The following is a 15,351-nucleotide window of genomic DNA, read 5'->3' as shown; positions in this document are numbered from 1 at the left end:
TGTTTGGATTTTTTTTACATAAAAAAAGTAGATATATTGATAAATTAAGTTTAAGACCCAAAAATCGGCTGAATATTTTCCATTCAGCCGATTTTTGCAGAAAACTATTAAAATTTTGCTTTTTTTAAGTTACAAAATTTTGGATGGTATTTAATTTTTATGAGATTAATGAATGCCTGAAATTGATGTTATACAATCCAGATCTTATACTTCTATAATCAGTGAACAGATATTTAATAATCATTCCCCATTTTTTTAATCGGGGAGCTTTGGCAATTTCAAAGCTGCGGTGCATTCTTTTGATATGGATTCTGATGTCATCAGAAATTTCATTTTCGGTTTGTGACCAAAGATCTACCTCATTCCAAAGTAAAGCCCTTGAAAATGATGGGTCTATCATGCGAAGATCTACCTTTGTTATTCTATTGTTTTCGTGTACTCCTCTTATGGCAACAGCCTTATCTAAAATTCCGGGATAGAGATCGAGGTAATAAGAAAGACGGAACAGGAATTCCGTATCTTCATGAAGCCTTAAATGCGATTTGAATAAAGGGTTCATTTTCTTGATTAAAGAATCCCTGCGGACTGTTAGTGTATCAATACTGAAAAGCCCAAAACTCCCCAACATATGCAGTTGCCCAGGAAAAACATCCTTAGGATCATATTTTTTATAGACGGTGGTTAATCGGTCTCCGAATAACTGATAATATTGTTGCTTTGCTTTTTCAGAATAATATTGTACCCCAAGAGCACCGTAAACACCTTCTACTTTAGGATTTTTAAATAATTCTTTTTCAGCATCGAATCTATTGGATAGGAAATAGTCGTCGGCGTCTAAAAAAGCTATAAAGTCACCTGTTGACTTTTCAATACCTAAATTTCTACTTGGGCTTGCCCCATGGTTTTCCTTATCAGGATGTTGGTAAAGCTTTACTCTTTCATGTTTTTTTGCGAGCTGTTGGCATACCGCTAATGCATTATCTGGTGACTTGTCTTCAATAAGAATAATCTCGTATACCTCCTCAAGCTGAAGAGCTGAGTCTACTGCATGGGAAACATACTTTTCTGCATTATAAACGGGAATAACTACTGAGATTTTCATTTTCATTTCTCCTTTTTATAATAAATTTAGAATTACAATTGTGTTTTATTTAGTACCTTTTGAATTACGAAATTTAAGCTTTTAATTTTAGTTTTACACACTAAGTATATTTTTTTCCAATAAAATAACGAGCAAACACTACTGAAGTAATTACAATATGTTTTTTTTTTATGTAAATTATTTTTTTTGAGGTAAAAAATGTTAAAAATCTCACTATAGAGAAAAATTTACTATTAATTTACTCCCTTAAATAAACGTTTTAAGCCAGTGTGTTATAAAATTGATAAATATTTCATTCTAAGTGTGGGAATAAGTAAATCTATATTTTGTTCTTAATATATTGGGATTCTTAAGTATAGAAACTAATAAGTCTGCAGCTTTTGAGAGCCCCTTTTTCGTCGAAAGTTCAAATGCTTTTTTCTGAAGATAAATGTGCTGTGCAACGTCCTTTTCCAATGTTAAAGTTCTGGACCATTTGTCAAGGGAATCCCAGAAGAGGAATTGTCTACGGTTGTATTGTGGAGAATATTTTACAATCTTGGTGATCCGGTTATCATCATGCATTCCTCTCATAGCAACCGGTTGATCTATAATTCCGGATTTCAGATAGCAATGATGAGCAAGTTTCATAATAAAATCAGAATCCTGATGGAGGCGGAGTGCTTCATTGAATCTCAATTTACTGGATTCGAGGGAAGATCTTCGAATGGTAAGAGCATCCAGCGTGAAAAAAGAACCGAATACTTTAGGGGTAAGCCCCAATAAACCTCTAAAGACCTGATTTCCTTCTGCAGAATAATTTACGGTTAATAAGTCGCTGTCATTGATGTTGGAAAGAAATTCTTCCTTTCCTTTCTCAGTCAGGTATTCAGTACCAATGGCATTGAATACACCATCTACCTTTGGGCTTTTGAATAATTCTTTTTCAGCGGTAAACCTGTTAGGCAGAAAATAATCATCTGCGTCCAGAAAGGCAATAAAGTCTCCAGTTGCTTTTTCTAACCCAAGGTTTCTGCTGGCTCCGGCTCCATGATTTTCCTGATCAGGATGTTGAAAAAGTTTTACCCGGTCATGTTTTTTTACGAGCTCATGGCAAATCTGAAGAGCATGGTCTGGTGATTTATCTTCTACCAGAATAACTTCATATACTTCATCAAGTTGTAAAGCAGATTCTACAGCTTTTGATACATACTTTTCTGCATTATAAACAGGAATAATTATTGAAATTTTCATTTTCATTTATTGTAATAAGTGAAACGATACTTGGTCTTTAATATTTCCGGGTTTTTTAGAACTTCACCCAAAATAGTACAATATTTGACAAATCCTTTTTGTAAGGAAAGATCAAATGATTTATAAATTAAATAGATCCTTTTTCTTGGCTCAGATGGAATTTTATTATTGGAAGCCCAACTATTCAGTGAGCTCCATAAAAGAAGTTGTCTTTGATTGTATTGTGGAGAATATTTAATAATCTTGGTGATCCTGTTATTGTCGTGAACACCTCTTATAGCTACAGCCTTATCTATACACCCTGTCTTTAAATGACAATGGTAAGCCAGTTTAATAATGAATTCCGTGTCCTGATGTACCCGAAGATCCTTATTGAATCGGATGTGATGAGGTTCCAAAGACTCTTTTCTAATGGTAAGTGAATTGAGGTGAAAGGAAGTACCGAAAGTTTTAGTTGTTAAGCCTAGAAGGCCTTTAAATACTTCTTCTCCCTCTGCCGGATAATTAACAGTACTGAGTGAGGTCTCCTTAAATTTGGATTCAAATTCCTCTTTTCCTTTTTCTGTTAAATACTCAGTACCAATGGCATTAAAAACACCCTCTACCTTTAAATCTTTAAAGAGTTCTTTTTCTGCATCAAATCTATTGGGAAGATAATAGTCATCTGCATCAAGAAATGCAATGAAATGAGCTGTTGCTTTTTCAATGCCCAGATTTCTTGCTGCTCCTGCGCCATGGTTTCCCCGGTCAGCATGCTGAAATAACTTTACCTTGGGATTTTCATTGCTTAAATGCTCGCAAATTTTTAGGGAATTATCTGTAGATTTATCCTCAATTAAGATGATTTCCCTTACTTCTTCAAATTGTATAGCAGACTGCACAGCCTTTTCCAGAAACTCAGCTGCATTGTATACAGGAATAATAACAGAGATGTCAAGCATTACAGTACAGATTTATTATTATCAGCCCATAAGGCAAGCTGTAAAAGATTCCAATGCCTTTCATCCTTGTCAAGGAAATTTTGAGCAGCCTTAAAGTCGATATAATTGAAAACTTTATGATTAGGATCTTTTAATAAGTCATTGGAAAAGTTCATCAGGTTGTCTTCTGCAAACCAGCTTTTTACTCCAAGACCAAACCCTTGTTTATGTCGTGTTCTGATGGTATCAGTCCAGTAGGATCCCATGGCCTCACGAAGGATGATTTTATCATTGGTATCATTTAGTTTCAATTGATCTGGCAGTTGAATACAGAACTCAGCGAAGTCAAGATCAAGGAATGGAGTTCTTACCTCTAAAGAGTTGGCCATAGCCATTCTATCAGATTTCACCATCATATTGGCTGGAACATAATTTTCAAGATCTACCCTCATAATATCGTTGAGAGAATCCGGATTGGGAGTAAAGCTATACGTTTGCAGATAATCGGAGGTTACCCCTAGAAGGTTACGTTCCTTTTTATTGAATGCATTTCTTACATCATTCAGGTGAAAATCCATAATGGAAGAAAACTCCATATTTTTCTGGGTAAGGAATGAGGTTGGCTTAAGCTGCTGATATAGTTTTAGCCCAAACTGAGCAATCATATTTTTATAGCTGAAATGCTTCTTTAATTTATTTTCAACAGTATAGAAATGATAACCTCCAAACAGTTCATCTCCTACATCTCCTGATAATACTACGGTAAGATTCTTTTTAGCTGCCCTGCAGATCTCGTAATGAGGGATAAAAGAGGCATCTGCGAAAGGTTCGTCAAAGAATGGTGATATTTTTAAAAGAGAGGAGACAAGATCAGATTTTTGCTCATGAACCTCTATATGATTGGTTTTGTATTTATCAGCAATTTCCTTTGCATATTTCAGTTCGTTGTCCTTGTGGTCATACCCGAAGCTGATCGTAGTCTGATGGGGTAGAAATTCATCTACCAAGGCTACAACAGAAGATGAATCCAATCCCCCGCTTAGAAAACTTCCTACTTCTACATCTGCAATAAGCTGTTTCTTAACTGCATTTTTTAAAAGATACAAAAATTCTTCCTTAGCATCAGAAAGGCTTATTACTCTGTCTTTTGCAGGGAGGCTGTAATAGCGTGATACGGTAAAATTTCCGTCTTTCCAGATCAGCTGGTGTGCTGGTGGAAGGGTAAATATATTGCTGTAAATGCTTTGATTGGAACTTACATATCCATATTGAAGATAGTGGGAGAGTGCATCAGAACTCACCTTAGGCTGAATAAGTCCGGACGCCAGAATAGCCTTAATTTCTGATGCGAAAATAAATTCATTGTTTTTACCAATGGCATAGTAAAAAGGTTTTTCTCCAAAACGATCTCTGGCACAGAATAGTTGTTGCTTCTGGTTATCCCAAATAGCAAATGCAAACATACCCGGAAGATCATGGATAAGTTTTTCCTGTTTTCTCTGGTACATGGCAAGAATAACTTCAGTGTCAGAAGTTCCATGGTAAGGATATTCGCAGTATTGCTTTTTTATATCCTGATAGCCATAGATTTCACCGTTGAGAACAATACATTCATTTTTAGTATTGGAGAACATGGGCTGTTTCCCGTTTTCAGAGAGGTCTATAATGGAAAGTCTGCGATGGCCTAATGCAGCATTGTCATAAAATTCATGGTGTGAAGAATCTGGTCCGCGATGGATCAGTGAATCCGTCATTTTCTGAATCTCTTCCTGATAATTTCTTGCATTATTGCCTATAATTCCCGCTATTCCACACATAATATTTTATTTTTCATCATTATTTTTCAATTTTTGTGTGAGCTAATTTACGATAGATTCAGAAAAGTAGGGCCAGCCTGAATTAATTGCTCTCTTAAACTGCTCAATTTTTCACTATCTCTTGTGATTTTTTTATATTTCAAAGAAGATTCTTTGTACTTTCCCATGTTTCCTGTCATGAGGCTTTTAAACATGCTTTGTTGTAATGACTTCTTTTCCTGCCGTAAACCGTTAGGGAAATTGGGGTTTAGCGTATTGATTTCAATACGAACATCTTCATATTTATTAAAGTCTATTTTATGAAGTTGCTGCACTCCGTCATGTACAACTTTGCTACCAGGAACAAGAAGTACTTTCTTTTGGTGGAAATGAACTCTGTTTACGTATTCATCATCTTCCCCATAATGGAAAAAGTAAGGGTTGAAGCCTCCAATTGTTTCTATCGTTTTCGTGGGTAAAAGCCAGTGAGCGGCATTTACAAAATGAATTTCATAGTAAGGTTTCAGGGTCTGAAAGTACAGATCTGAGATCATTCTTGTTTTTTCGTAATTCTTTGCGATATACTGATCCAGGAAAATATCGAGGTATTTTTCTGTGCCATCCACATGAATGGGACTTATGATTCCAATTTCATCTTTGTTGGGGTGATTGTTATAAACTTCCAGCATTTTTTCCATGCTGTTCTCATACAACCAAGCGTCCTGATTCATCAGATAGAAAAAGTCTGCCCCATCTTTATATGCCTTTTCAATGCCAATATTATTCGCCTTTCCAAAACCAAGATTGGATTCAGACTGGGTAAAATCTACTTCAGGAAAATGGTATTGAATATACTCCTGAGTGCCATCTGTAGATCCGTTATCTATAACGAAGCATTTTACAGGAACAGAAGATCTCCTTAGACTGCTAAAGCATCTTTCTGCCCACTTCATGGCATTGTAGGTGACAATAATAATATGAATCTTCGACATTGTTTATTTTAATATTTTCATCGGGAAACAAAGTTGCCCATAATTTTAAAGCAAATTAGTGATTCTAAAATACAAAAAATAGTATACGCGCTTAAGAAAGCCATCAAATTCCGGAAAGACTAAAAATCCTTGGGTCATCAACATCATCTTCCAGGAAAGGTTAAATACGATGATTAATCCTGCTATAATTTCCTGCTTCCTGGTAAGTATTGCTTTCTGTTCTATCGCTATAAATATCGTTAGCAGAGAGAAGAAGATATAAGTCCATCTTCCCCAATCTATAGCCATATAAAATAATGGAACAAGAAAAATAATTTGTATTACAAGAAAAATGGCATTGATTTTAACCTTATTGAACCTGCAGTACATGTAAAATGTAAATGCTCCAATCAAGATGCTTATTCCATAGGTTTGATAATCATATAAGTGAGATTTGTAATGGTTCAAGACATTATAATTGGGATCGTAATCAAAAATTCCCATCTCATTAAGAATCAATCCATGAGCTTTAAAGAATGATATCGTATTTTCTGTCCTTAGGTTTATTCCAAACTTATAAAGAAGGAGCATGATAATAACCGATGGGAGGAACTGGTAGAGTAGTATTCTCTTTATTTTCTCAAGTGATGAACCTTTATTTTTCATAAAGTAAGCCATCCCTACAAAAGGTAAATAAAAAAATGCTGCCTCATGGGTGAGAAGGGCAATGATGATAAAAAGGGTAATACTAAGGTCCTTTATAATAATTTTAGAACGAAGACATAAAACATATATAAGATAAAGTAGAAAGAATAAAATCTCTTTTCTTGTGGCGATGTTAGGATCTTTAAACATCATTCCCAAGCCCGCAGGAAGTAATATAAGAGCAATAGTAAGCAGGTTGTTTCTTTCTTTTCGGAAAAGTTGTATCAGGAGGAAGAAAAGAACCGTGTATAAGAGAAATACAAATGCAAACACAATGTATTCAAGCTGAATATGGGTAAGCTCATTGATCCATATGAAAAGAGTCCCAAAAAGTCCTCTACGCTTAAAACCTCCATCCTGATAATTGATAATCCATTCTCCAAAGCACCACCCTCCCTTTTGTGTTACAATCAGAAAGTAGGACGTTTTGATACTTATACAATAATAAGTAATTAATATTAAGTTGATTATGTAATTGATTATTTTTGTTTTCATACTTATTATCCAAGCTTGAGCCGGGTATTTATATATCCTTTAAAAAATTTTGAAATAGAAAAAATAGTAAAGTTTTTTAATGAAAGCATCAAGTGCCGGAAAGGTCATGAACCCTGCCGTGAAAAGCATCATCGTCCATAATGAATTGAATATGATTAAAGCAATGGCAATCCTATTTTCTTTCGCCGAACTGATTAATTGTCTTTCTCCTGCTATAAAGATAGTTAACAATGTAAAGAAAATATTAATCCATCTTCCCCAGTCATAAGCAATATAAAATAGAGGAATCAGGAAAATGAACTGGATTATCAGAAACTTTTTGCTGATATGTATCTTATTAAATTTACAGTAGATGAAAAAGGTAAGGGAGGCGAAAAACAGACTGATCAGGTAGGTTTGATAACCATAAAGATGAGACTTGTAAAAATTCAGGACATTATATTGAGGATCATAACCGTAAATACCTTTAAGAACCAATTCCAGCCCGTGGTTTTTCAGAAATTGCAAAGAGTTTTCTGTACTGATGCTATACCCGAATTTATAAAGCAGTAACATGACAACCGCTGCAGGGGCAAGATGATAAAACAAGATTTTTTTTAATTTGATAAAAGTTGTTGAGCTATCTTTTACAAAGTAGGTAAAACTTACAAAAGGGATATAGAAAAATGCAGCTTCATGATTAAGAATGGCAACAATAATAAAAAATGTAACGGTAAGATCTTTTACCCTCTTTTTTGATTGAAGGCATAAAAAATAAATCAGATACAAAACAAAAATGAAGATTTCCTTTTTTGCAATGATGGTAGGATCTTTCAACATCATCCCCAATCCTGCTGGAAGTAAAAGGATACTTATGGTAAGCAGTGTATTTTTTTTCTGAACAAAAAGCTGTATCAAAAGTGAAAAAAACAGGGCATACAGTAGAGCTACAAATGCAAATACGATATATTCCAGCTGAATATTGGTGAGCTCATTGATCCATATGAATAGGGTTCCGAAAAGTCCTCGGCGCTTGAACCCGCCATCCTGATAATTAATCAGCCATTCACCAAGGTACCATCCATTTTTATGGAAAGCGATCTGAAGATAGCTGTTTTGAAGACAGATCCAATAGTAAATGATAAATATTGAACCAATTATATAATTGATTATTTTTGTTTTCATATGCCTCTTGATTGGTTATTAAATTGGATTTTTAATATTTACTTTAATCAATAAACACCTTTTTAAAAGTATCCATTACGGGATGAGGAAGAAATTTTTCATATAATTCCTTTGCCGACAGATTGAGATCAGCATCCAGAATAATATCATGAAGTTCTTTACTGTCCTGGTAGTAGTAAGCCTGATCTTTCATGTGATTGATATGGGCTTTCTCAGGGGGATTGGCAAAAGCAATCACCGGTTTTCCCATAATGGCAAATTCCGCAACGGTGATCCCGAATGTTTCTCCTCTTTCACGGGCATGAAGCAAAGCGTCACAAGTATTGATAAATTTCTGTTTCATAATAATATCCGAACTTGGAGGTAAAAATATAATATTGGATGGAGCAGACTTCCACCATTTCTTTTTGATAAAAGGATCCACGCCCATGAAGATAAAATAGACATCCTTATACCTGGATGCTATTTTTTCAATCGTCTTTTGGGCAAAAACAAGATTAAAGCTAATGTGTCCGCCATAATATCCAAATACTTTTGACTTTGGAGGGATGTTCAGCTCTGCTCTCAAATCTTCATTGGTTTGAGAGTCAAAATTGACCATATGAGGGACGTAGGGATATTTTGAACCTGTCATTTCCTCACTCAGCCATTCTGAAACATAAGCATAGACATCTCCATGAGGTTCAAAATGGGTGAAAACACTGTGTATGCCGGTTTTACATTCCTTAGAATCTATTCCGTCTACATATCCGTTTTTAATAGCATAGAAAAGGTCTATGTTACTTTCGCGAATGAGTTGATCAACTTCCTTAAAATCGGAGTAACCGTGTACACGAAAGCGTTTTTCAAACTTTTCAATTCCCAATGGATGATTGGTCTTTGAGTTTTTATTGTAAATAATTATAGATTCATTTCCCAGATATCTTTCATTGAAATCTGCATAATCATATACTGCGATGGAAGTCCCTCTATAGTTGAGTTCATCCTCATGGAAAAGAATTTTCATCTTAGTTGTGTTATTTAAATTTATTTTTCAGCCTTCCTGTTATTTTCTGAATAATGGTTTTCTTCGGATATTTGGTAAGGTCATTGTGCATAAAAAGACCTTCTCCCTGTGCAATTTTGAAGTTTTGTTTTACCCACCAGGCTGCAATATTTCTTTCCAGTGATGCTGTTTCCCCTGAAAATGGGATAATGGTACCCAGCAGGAATTTTTTCTTGACAAGATAAGGATTATTGGTCCAATTGGCCCAGCGTGAGGTAGTGATAAAAAATTCTCCCTGCTTTTGTATTTTATCAGGAAATTCGGCTGCGGGATCCAGCCAGTGTAAAGATTCTAAAAGATGTGGAGAGGTGCACTCATGCCAGTCATCATAATAGTTCAGCTCATTTCCCTTGTGTCTGATTGATATGAGTGGATATCCCGGATTTTCTCTGCTGCGGTAGCGGATTACATCAAATCCGCTGTCAAGCATTTCCAGTCCGCCATTCAGTTGTGTAAATACGGTTTTTTGGTCTTCAATAAGCTCCCAGTCATGCTCCAGAAAGAGAATGTTATCACAAATTGCATTTTCTGCAAGCATTTTCATCCCTTTCCCGATTCCAATATTATCTTGTAGACCAATGTATCTGATCTTATACTGATCCGCCAGTTTCTTATCCTCTTTACTTACTTCCTGAAAAAGAATAACAATATCCTCGGTCATGTTCAGAAGACCGAATTTACTGTAGGATTTGAGCGTATTCTTCAGCGTTTTTCCTGTTTTCCAGGAAAGGATGCAGATACTTATGGGTAATTTTTCCATATTCATTGGGGCTTAAAGATTCAGGAATGGATGCTTTGCGGTCATAGATGTTTTTCTGGCAGTTTCTATTTCTTTACATTTTTTAGAAAAATACTGATACTGCTCCATATAAAACTTATACTCATTTATATTTCCTTTGGCTCCCATTTTTAGGGCAAAAGAGAGTAGAGCAGTCTTTTCCCTTTTGGTATCATAACCATAGTTGGGGTCAAGATATTTGGTTTCCCTTTGCATGATCATGGACTGCCTTTTATTCTTCAATAGTTCAGCTTTATCATTAGGTTCTTTTTTGTAAAATGACTGAACGGTGTCATGTATAACTTTGCTTTGGGTACATACCACTATTTTAAGCCCGAAATAGGTAATTCGGTTTACATATTCGTAATCTTCGGCTCCATGAAAGAAATAAGGATTGAAACCTCCTATTTTTTCAATGATATTCCTTGGGATACACCAATGTGCGGCATTCACAAAGCTTATTTCGTAGTATTCTTTTGCTTCTCCAAAATAGATGTCAGAAAGCATTCTGTTATTTCTCAGGTCCTTGGCCAAATAATTTTCAAAGTGAAGATCCAATTTTTTTTCACTTCCGTCAAGGTGCATAGGGCTAAGAATTCCAATTGTATGGTTGTCCGGATGATTATTGTATACTTCTAATAGTTTTTGAAAACTGTCAGGATATATCCATGCATCCTGATTCATCAGATAGAAAAAGTCTGTTCCTTCTTTGTAGGCTTTTTCAATTCCAAGATTATTGGCTTTCCCAAAACCTAGATTTTCCGGTGCCTGAATGAAATCTACTTCTGGGAAATACGTTTTTATATATTCTTGTGTTCCATCTGTAGAACCGTTGTCTATAGTGATACATTTAACCGGGACAGAAGAATTTCTTAAACTGGTAAAGCACTTCTCTGCCCATTTCATGGCATTGTAAGTAACGATGATAACGTAGATAGTAGCCATTTTAGATATACTTTTGAGTTAGATTCTCCAAATAATCGGCAGGACTTATTTGGGAGAAAAATGTAATAATATCTTGATCAAAATCTACTTTATAGAAATCCCCTTCGTCGACTTCTGAATAAAATCCTTTCTTGCTGGCCTTTTTTTCAATGGCACTAATGATCTCCTTTAAATCATAATAGTAAGGATAGGAGATATTGATAATTTTATTGCCGGCTTCCAGGCAATGCGAATCTATGAACTTTGAAATGTCCTCGATATCTAAAAGCAGTCTTCTTGCTTTAATGTGCAAGGTAAATTGGGTGTCGTTGGTAATCTGTGTGGTAAGAAAATTAAAAAGCGTATTGGGGTTTCCTCCTTTTCCAACAATGTTTCCAATCCTTAGGATCAGATAATGATCAACATTGCTTTCTATATACTGTTCAATTTCTTTTTTATGAATTACATAGGGACTGTTTTGTTTGGACTGGTCATGAATGCTAAGGGTAGAAAAATAGATTAGTTTTTTGTCTCTATTTTCGTTGCATACCGTTTTTAAAAGAGAAAATTCTCTTTCAAATTCTGATGTTCTTGTTTCCAGTGAGTTTGAAACTCCTGAAGCAAAAAAAACGATATTCTCTCTGTCATGGGATTTTATAGCATTTGCTATAATACCGTTGCCAATAATCATATGTTAGGTGTTTTCATTAATGATGTGGTGGGAAAGCCATTTTTCATATCTAAATTATCAACAAATTATTTCAGATAATCAAATATATGAAAATAGTATTTCATTTTTAATCTGGCTATTAGGCGCTCCAAAAGAGGCAATTTTTTAAGATAATTCTGATACTGCTGAAGGCTGTATTTCTTATATCCGTTTTCCAGATTATTATTTAAATTAAGTTTGATAATCGCTTTTTTTACAAAAGGATGTCTTTGAAATATTGCAAATAAAGCTTCTCGGGTTAATAGTTCTTCTTCGGAAGCCTTAAAGTGAGAAAAAGTCTTATACCCAATACTTTGTTTAGGGTGAATTCTGTATTCTCCTAGAATGGTTTTTTCCATCCATACAGAATCGTTGTTGGAGGCAAGAAGCAAAAGCTCATAATCGTGGATGATTACAGGATTGATTTTTTTTAAGGGTAGATTTTTTTTCAAAAAAGTATTTCTGATCGCTGTACTCATCCCCGGAAATATATTTCCATGGTATAAAATTCTTTTAATAATATCCTGTGGCTGAGTAAAATCCTGTGGTTTGATGTTGTCCAGATCCCAATAAGTTGTTTCCTCTGAATTATTGATCATTTCGCCAAAAAGCTTAATGTTGTGGCATACAATGTCCACAGTAGATTGCTTTTCGAATGTTTCAGTGATGGTAGCAACTTTTTGGGTATACCATCGGTCATCCTGATCACATAAGAACACTAAGTCTCCGGTACAAAGACTCATTGCCTTTTCAAAATTTCCTACATAGCCTAGATTTTCAGGGTTGAGGTGTACTTTGATAAGGTTGGGGTAACGGTCATTATAATCAGAAAGAATTTTTAAAGTATCATCGGTAGAACCATCATCACAGATGATAATCTCATACACAGGTTTTGTCTGGCTGAGAATACTTTCCAGCTGTTCTGCGATATATGTTCCGCCATTATAAGTACAGAGGGCTACAGATGAAGTCATTGTGTTTTGTTTTTTTCAGTATTACTTCTGCAAGGGGTTGTAATAATTTCTTTTACGACATTATTTTCAAAGATATGCTATTTTAAAAAAGTTTCTTTAATATCTTGTATAAAGGAACGGGAAGATTCTTTTTTATAGCAAAATCCAACTTTTTTAGATGAAAGGGATAGGCACGATATGAAGTAAGATATTCCTCTGAAAGTTCTGTTCCTGAGAAATAAAATTTTTCGATAGCTGTATTGATGCTACTCTTTGCAATACCTTTTTTATCAAACAGCATCTGAAGTAAAGCAGCCTCTTTTTCAATTTTTTCTGCTTTAACCTTGGAAATATTTTCTTCATGCAGCCGGTAATAAGCCAGCTTTTCAGGAATATAGGCGATCAAATATTTTTGACTGATCTTTAGCCAACGGTAGTAATCCTCAATAATAAATTGAGTATCATAGGTGCCGGTTTCTCTAATAACTTCTGTTTTTGCCAGTACGGTTAAAGCCGCAATTCTGTTACCTTTTAATAAGTCTTCTTTAAAAATGGATGGATCTACTTTTCCCATCGCATCATAATCTGCAATATCCTGAATGATTTGGCTGTCATTATCTATAACATGCGTGTTTGAAAAAGACATTCCGTATTCATTTCCCAGCTGTTCAAGGGTAGAAACTGATTTTTCAATGGACTCCGGATGAAGAAAATCATCAGCCGCAATTATCTTTATATATTTTCCCCTGGCAAGTTCAACACACTCGTTAAGCATTGTAGGCAATCCTGTATTTTGAGTGTGAAAGTTTTTTTCTGCAGGGTAATTGTTTTCTCTCAACCATTCTTCAAAAACTTCTACTGAATGATCAGGAGAAGCATCATCCCCCACAATTAATTGGATATTTTTGTAGGTCTGATTTTTTATACTGTCCAGATTTTCTTTTATAAACCGGGAATGATTATAGGAAACTACGACAATTGTTACTAATGGCTGCTCCATTTAAAAGTTGTTTACCGTTTTAATGATCATTTGTATTTCTTCTTCTTCTAAAACAGAGGAAATAGGAAGACTTAAAACTTCTGCATGAATTTTTTCACTTATAGGGAAAGAAAGCTCATTCCATTCTTTATACGCTTGCTGTTGATGAGGAGGAATAGGATAGTGGATAATGGTTTGTATCCCTTGTTCTGTAAGGTAAGCCTGCAGCTCATCTCTTTTGGTTGTTCTGATAACGAAAACATGCCATACATGCTCTGCTTCATTTTCAGGATTTTCAGGGAGAATGATATTTGTATTTTTGATTTCTTCAATAAACCTTTTGGCTACTGTTCTCCTCGTGTTGTTCTCCTCGTCAATATGTTTCAGCTTAACATCTAAAACAGCTGCCTGAAGCTCATCTAATCTGGAGTTTAAACCTTTGTAAATATTTACATATTTTTGGTTAGATCCGTAGTTGGCCAAAGCTCGGATGGTTTTAGCCAGCTCCTCATCGTTGGTCGTCACGGCGCCGCCATCACCTAATGCACCCAGATTTTTTCCGGGATAAAAACTGAATCCGGCAGCATCTCCCAGATTTCCTGTTTTTTTATCATTCCATTCTGCTCCTATGGCCTGAGCATTGTCTTCAATAATTTTTAAATTATGCTTTGCTGCTATTTCTTTAAGCTGATCAGAAAAAACAACTCTTCCCTGAAGGTGAACAATGAGAAGACCCTTTGTTTTTGAAGTTATTTTTTCTTCAATTTTAGAAATATCAATATTGTAGGTATTAAGTTCAGGTTCTACCAATACCGGAACTAAACCGTTGTCTGAAACAGCTAATATGGATGCGATATACGTGTTGGAAGGAACAATGATCTCATCTCCTGCTTTCATTATGCCAAGTTCTATATAGGCACGCAGAATAAGACGCAATGCATCTAGTCCGTTAGCTACACCAATGGCATGCTTAGTTCCTATATATTGGGCTAAATTGGTTTCAAAACCTTTATTTCTTTCTCCCTGAAGATACCATCCGGATCTGAATGTCTGTAATAAGGCTTCTTCTATTTCTTGTTGATAATTAAGGTTTACTTTCTGTAAATCAAGAAATTTTATCATGTTGATTTTTCTTTAAAAATTTAGCGGGGTTTCCTACCCATATTTCGTTTTCCGGTATATCTTTAGTTACAACGCTTCCTGCGCCAACAAGGGCATTTTCCCCAATGGTAATTCCTGCAAGGATTGTGGCATTGGCTCCAATAGAAGCTCCTTTTTTTACAAATGTTTTTTCCAGTTTAAAATCCTTATTTTTAGATTTAGGAAAAAGATCGTTGGTAAATGTTACATTAGGCCCAATGAATACATCGTCTTCAAGATTAACCCCGTCCCAAATTTGAACTCCCGGTTTTATGGTGACATTATTTCCAATGATCACATCATTTTCTATAAGAACCTGGCAATTGATATTGCATCCATTTCCAATTTTTGCTCCTTTTAAAATGACACAGAATTGCCATACAAAAGTTCCCTCACCTATATTTTGAGACTGTACGTCAGCTAAAGGATGTATCATG

General features: G+C 35.1%; 15 protein-coding genes. All 15 read right to left on the bottom strand.

The features are described from left to right. Positions 1-157: 157 nt before the first annotated feature. The 15 genes from SCA31_RS05315 to SCA31_RS05245 all read right to left on the bottom strand — a co-directional run bounded on the left by SCA31_RS05315 (position 158) and on the right by SCA31_RS05245 (position 15,350). Positions 158-1,108 (bottom strand): glycosyltransferase family 2 protein, encoded by a 951-nt coding sequence (locus SCA31_RS05315; protein WP_410695789.1) that lies wholly within the window; start codon positions 1,106-1,108, stop codon positions 158-160. 291 nt (positions 1,109-1,399) lie between these two features. Beyond that, positions 1,400-2,335: a glycosyltransferase family 2 protein gene (locus SCA31_RS05310; RefSeq protein ID WP_410695788.1), complete on the bottom strand. Its 936-nt coding sequence runs from the start codon at positions 2,333-2,335 to the stop codon at positions 1,400-1,402. A gap of 2 nt (positions 2,336-2,337) precedes the next feature. Further along, positions 2,338-3,276, bottom strand: a complete 939-nt coding sequence (locus tag SCA31_RS05305) for a glycosyltransferase family 2 protein (protein WP_410695787.1) — start codon at positions 3,274-3,276, stop codon at positions 2,338-2,340. Next, a complete protein-coding gene (gene asnB / locus SCA31_RS05300; protein ID WP_410695785.1) occupies positions 3,276-5,072 on the bottom strand; it encodes an asparagine synthase (glutamine-hydrolyzing) in 1,797 nt (598 codons plus the stop codon). The genes SCA31_RS05305 and asnB overlap by 1 nt, the downstream gene beginning before the upstream one ends. Positions 5,073-5,119: 47 nt before the next feature. Beyond that, positions 5,120-6,043 (bottom strand): glycosyltransferase family 2 protein, encoded by a 924-nt coding sequence (locus tag SCA31_RS05295; RefSeq protein WP_410695783.1) that lies wholly within the window; start codon positions 6,041-6,043, stop codon positions 5,120-5,122. A gap of 45 nt (positions 6,044-6,088) precedes the next feature. Continuing rightward, complete coding sequence (locus tag SCA31_RS05290) at positions 6,089-7,222, bottom strand: hypothetical protein (protein WP_410695781.1); 1,134 nt, start codon at positions 7,220-7,222, stop codon at positions 6,089-6,091. Between the two features lie 39 nt (positions 7,223-7,261). Next, positions 7,262-8,386 (bottom strand): hypothetical protein, encoded by a 1,125-nt coding sequence (locus tag SCA31_RS05285; RefSeq protein WP_410695779.1) that lies wholly within the window; start codon positions 8,384-8,386, stop codon positions 7,262-7,264. Between the two features lie 43 nt (positions 8,387-8,429). Next, positions 8,430-9,392 (bottom strand): glycosyltransferase, encoded by a 963-nt coding sequence (locus SCA31_RS05280; RefSeq protein WP_410695777.1) that lies wholly within the window; start codon positions 9,390-9,392, stop codon positions 8,430-8,432. 10 nt (positions 9,393-9,402) lie between these two features. Next, positions 9,403-10,191 (bottom strand): hypothetical protein, encoded by a 789-nt coding sequence (locus tag SCA31_RS05275; protein ID WP_410695776.1) that lies wholly within the window; start codon positions 10,189-10,191, stop codon positions 9,403-9,405. A 12-nt stretch (positions 10,192-10,203) separates the two neighbouring features. Next, positions 10,204-11,154: a glycosyltransferase family 2 protein gene (locus tag SCA31_RS05270; RefSeq protein WP_410695774.1), complete on the bottom strand. Its 951-nt coding sequence runs from the start codon at positions 11,152-11,154 to the stop codon at positions 10,204-10,206. Position 11,155: 1 nt separating this feature from the next. Next, positions 11,156-11,824, bottom strand: coding sequence for a hypothetical protein (locus SCA31_RS05265; RefSeq protein WP_410695772.1), 669 nt, complete (start codon positions 11,822-11,824; stop codon positions 11,156-11,158). Positions 11,825-11,889: 65 nt separating this feature from the next. Continuing rightward, entirely contained in the window at positions 11,890-12,816 is a 927-nt protein-coding gene (locus tag SCA31_RS05260) for a glycosyltransferase (protein ID WP_410695770.1), read from the bottom strand. 82 nt (positions 12,817-12,898) lie between these two features. After that, positions 12,899-13,795: a glycosyltransferase family 2 protein gene (locus tag SCA31_RS05255; protein ID WP_410695769.1), complete on the bottom strand. Its 897-nt coding sequence runs from the start codon at positions 13,793-13,795 to the stop codon at positions 12,899-12,901. Beyond that, positions 13,796-14,896: a DegT/DnrJ/EryC1/StrS family aminotransferase gene (locus SCA31_RS05250; protein ID WP_410695768.1), complete on the bottom strand. Its 1,101-nt coding sequence runs from the start codon at positions 14,894-14,896 to the stop codon at positions 13,796-13,798. Continuing rightward, complete coding sequence (locus tag SCA31_RS05245; protein ID WP_410695766.1) at positions 14,880-15,350, bottom strand: acyltransferase; 471 nt, start codon at positions 15,348-15,350, stop codon at positions 14,880-14,882. The genes SCA31_RS05250 and SCA31_RS05245 overlap by 17 nt, the downstream gene beginning before the upstream one ends. Position 15,351: the final 1 nt, after the last annotated feature.

It is taken from the genome of Chryseobacterium sp. SIMBA_028, assembly GCF_046535285.1.
Taxonomy (GTDB): domain Bacteria; phylum Bacteroidota; class Bacteroidia; order Flavobacteriales; family Weeksellaceae; genus Chryseobacterium.
This window is presented reverse-complemented; position numbering and strand designations above follow the sequence as displayed.

Bases quoted from the DNA above. Each gene is read 5' to 3' on its own strand.
- SCA31_RS05275 (WP_410695776.1), bottom strand. From the start codon at position 10,191: ATGGAAAAATTACCCATAAGTATCTGCATCCTTTCCTGGAAAACAGGA.
- SCA31_RS05245 (WP_410695766.1), bottom strand. From the start codon at position 15,350: ATGATACATCCTTTAGCTGACGTACAGTCTCAAAATATAGGTGAGGGA.
- SCA31_RS05270 (WP_410695774.1), bottom strand. From the start codon at position 11,154: ATGGCTACTATCTACGTTATCATCGTTACTTACAATGCCATGAAATGG.
- SCA31_RS05310 (WP_410695788.1), bottom strand. From the start codon at position 2,335: ATGAAAATTTCAATAATTATTCCTGTTTATAATGCAGAAAAGTATGTA.
- SCA31_RS05250 (WP_410695768.1), bottom strand. From the start codon at position 14,896: ATGATAAAATTTCTTGATTTACAGAAAGTAAACCTTAATTATCAACAA.
- SCA31_RS05280 (WP_410695777.1), bottom strand. From the start codon at position 9,392: ATGAAAATTCTTTTCCATGAGGATGAACTCAACTATAGAGGGACTTCC.
- SCA31_RS05295 (WP_410695783.1), bottom strand. From the start codon at position 6,043: ATGTCGAAGATTCATATTATTATTGTCACCTACAATGCCATGAAGTGG.
- SCA31_RS05305 (WP_410695787.1), bottom strand. From the start codon at position 3,276: ATGCTTGACATCTCTGTTATTATTCCTGTATACAATGCAGCTGAGTTT.
- SCA31_RS05260 (WP_410695770.1), bottom strand. From the start codon at position 12,816: ATGACTTCATCTGTAGCCCTCTGTACTTATAATGGCGGAACATATATC.
- asnB (WP_410695785.1), bottom strand. From the start codon at position 5,072: ATGTGTGGAATAGCGGGAATTATAGGCAATAATGCAAGAAATTATCAG.
- SCA31_RS05255 (WP_410695769.1), bottom strand. From the start codon at position 13,795: ATGGAGCAGCCATTAGTAACAATTGTCGTAGTTTCCTATAATCATTCC.
- SCA31_RS05265 (WP_410695772.1), bottom strand. From the start codon at position 11,824: ATGATTATTGGCAACGGTATTATAGCAAATGCTATAAAATCCCATGAC.
- SCA31_RS05315 (WP_410695789.1), bottom strand. From the start codon at position 1,108: ATGAAAATGAAAATCTCAGTAGTTATTCCCGTTTATAATGCAGAAAAG.
- SCA31_RS05290 (WP_410695781.1), bottom strand. From the start codon at position 7,222: ATGAAAACAAAAATAATCAATTACATAATCAACTTAATATTAATTACT.
- SCA31_RS05285 (WP_410695779.1), bottom strand. From the start codon at position 8,386: ATGAAAACAAAAATAATCAATTATATAATTGGTTCAATATTTATCATT.